Annotated in this window: 3 protein-coding genes; 2 read left to right on the forward strand and 1 reads right to left on the reverse strand. The window is 39.2% G+C overall.

The features are described 5' to 3' along the window. Window positions 1–318, reverse strand: a 318-nt coding sequence (locus A194_RS0115795) for a helix-turn-helix domain-containing protein (protein WP_017187755.1), incomplete at its 3' end; no start/stop codon positions are given. Between the two features lie 315 nt (window positions 319–633). Here A194_RS0115795 and A194_RS0115800 point away from each other — a divergent pair. After that, window positions 634–1,452, forward strand: a complete 819-nt coding sequence (locus A194_RS0115800; protein WP_017187756.1) for a lipoate--protein ligase family protein — start codon at window positions 634–636, stop codon at window positions 1,450–1,452. A gap of 23 nt (window positions 1,453–1,475) precedes the next feature. Beyond that, window positions 1,476–2,405 carry a lipoyl synthase gene (gene lipA, locus A194_RS0115805; RefSeq protein ID WP_040403235.1) on the forward strand — a complete coding sequence of 310 codons (930 nt, stop codon included), beginning with the start codon at window positions 1,476–1,478 and terminating at the stop codon, window positions 2,403–2,405. Window positions 2,406–2,474 lie beyond the last annotated feature (69 nt).

Below are 2,474 nucleotides of genomic sequence, written 5' to 3' on the forward strand. Positions count from 1 at the left end.
ATTCTTTTTCCATTTATTAAATTCGAGAAATTCGCGGAACTCATCTTTAGAAACGCCAGAGTCCATTGCATCTTTAACGAGCTTCTCCCACTCGCGGTCTAACGGCTCATCACTCATTTCTGCAGGATCTTTAATTAAATGGTCAACGTCAATATTTAATACATTAGCAACTTTTTCGAGAAATTGAATAGAAGGGTTTTGTTGTATATTTCGTTCAATAGCGCTTAAATATGACTTGGCAATTCCAGCCTCTTCAGCCAACTGTGTTAGAGTCATGCCTGCCTCTTTACGATAATTTTTTACACGCTCACCGATCATTGCGAAAACTCCTTAGTTTATTCATATTGAGCAAATTCGTGTTATTTCTACAAATAATATAGCATATATTAATAAATTTTTCTTTAGTTTTAAGCAATTTGCTGAAAATTGCAATGATTTTCGTACAAATGTCATGGTTCGTATATTAAAAGTCCTATTTGTTAACGTTATAGTTGTCACCAATTTACAACCCTTAAGATTATTGATATGATGTAGATGTTTAAAATAGGTAAAAAATTCTAACCTTCGTTTAGTTTTTTAACAACTTATTTTGTAATTTTCAAACAGTATAGTTTAGAAAGTGTGACTCTTAACATGAGTGAAACGTGGTATTTTATTAATTCAAAAGTTAACTCAGCTGCTTACAACATGGCTTTAGATGATTGTTTGTTGAAGTGGCATAGCGAAGGCAAGATCCCTCCGACATTACGGTTTTACACGTGGGAGCCAGCGGGTTTATCTTTAGGTTATTTTCAAAAGGTTGAAGGCAAAATACATACAGAAAACGTGAAAAAGTATGGCTTTGATCTCGTTCGACGTTTAACAGGTGGTCGGGCTGTATTGCATGATGATGAATTAACTTATAGCATCATCGTTTCAGAAGATCATCCAAGCATGCCAAAAACGGTAACTGAAGCGTACAAAGTCATTTCACAAGGCTTGTTAGAAGGCTATCGATTGCTAGGGCTTGAGGCAGAGTTTTCAATCCCAGAAGGTAAACTGAATCAGACAGGCTCTGCGGTCTGCTTTGATGAGCCGTCGTGGTATGAACTCGTACTTAATGGAAAGAAAGCAGCAGGTAGTGCGCAGACGAGGCAGCGTGGTGTCATTTTACAGCACGGTTCTGTTCCAGTCAGTATGAATTTCGATGAGCTGTTTGATATGTTCGTCTATCCTGATGAAGCCAAGAAAGAAAGAGCAAAACAAGTACTTAAGAAAAAAGCAACATCAATGGAAGTAGAAATGGGGCGAAAACCTTCTATTCGAGAAGTGGAGAAAGCATTCTTCCACGGGTTTGAAAAAGGGTTAGGTGTCCATTTTGAACCATATATGCTAACTGATGAACAAGAAGAAGAGGTTCAACAGTTAATGAAAGAACAATATGAGACAGATGAGTGGAATTACTCAAGATAATCTTTCGTGAAGGGGTGGCACATGTGAGTAAAAAAGATGAATACGTAAGAAAACCGGAATGGCTTAAAATTAAGCTCAACACGAACAAAAACTATATCGGACTTAAGAAGATGATGCGTGAGAAAAACTTAAACACGGTTTGTGAAGAAGCGCGTTGTCCGAATATCCACGAATGTTGGGCTGTTCGTAAGACTGCGACGTTTATGATTTTAGGTAAGACATGTACACGTGGTTGCCGTTTCTGTGCGGTTAATACAGGTCTTCCTACTGAATTAGACTGGGGCGAGCCTGAGCGCGTAGCAGAGTCTGTTGAAATTATGGACTTACGCCATGCAGTTGTCACAGCTGTTGCTCGTGATGATTTAAAAGATGGCGGTGCAGCAATTTTCGCAGAAACGGTAAAAGCGATCCGTGAGCGTAACCCAGGGACAACTGTTGAAGTATTACCTTCTGACATGAAAGGTGATTACGAAAACATTAAAATGTTAATGGATGCTGGACCGGATATTTTCAACCATAACGTTGAAACTGTTCGCCGCTTAACACCTACTGTCCGTTCACGCGCAACGTATGATCGCTCATTAACATTATTAAAGCGTGTTAAAGAAATCGCACCGGATACACCAACTAAATCGAGTATTATGGTTGGCCTAGGTGAAACGAAAGAAGAGATTATCGAAACGATGGATGACTTATTAGCACACGATGTGGATATTTTAACAATCGGTCAGTACTTACAGCCAACGCGTAATCACTTGAAAGTAGAGCGTTACTATGAGCCGAGAGAATTTGCCGAACTACGCAAAATCGCATTCCAAAAAGGATTCCAGCACTGCCAGGCTGGCCCATTAGTCCGTTCTTCTTACCACGCAGACGAACAAGTAAGTGAAGCCTCAAAACGTCGCCGTGAACAATATGAAGAACAATACATTAAAAACCAACCTGTATCGTAATATAGTAGATTTCCGCTATTCTCGGATTAGAGAATAGCGGTTTTTTTGATCGAGCGCTGATAAAACTTC

This window comes from Alkalibacillus haloalkaliphilus C5 (assembly GCF_000269905.1).
Classification (GTDB): Bacteria; Bacillota; Bacilli; order Bacillales; family Alkalibacillaceae; genus Alkalibacillus; species Alkalibacillus haloalkaliphilus_A.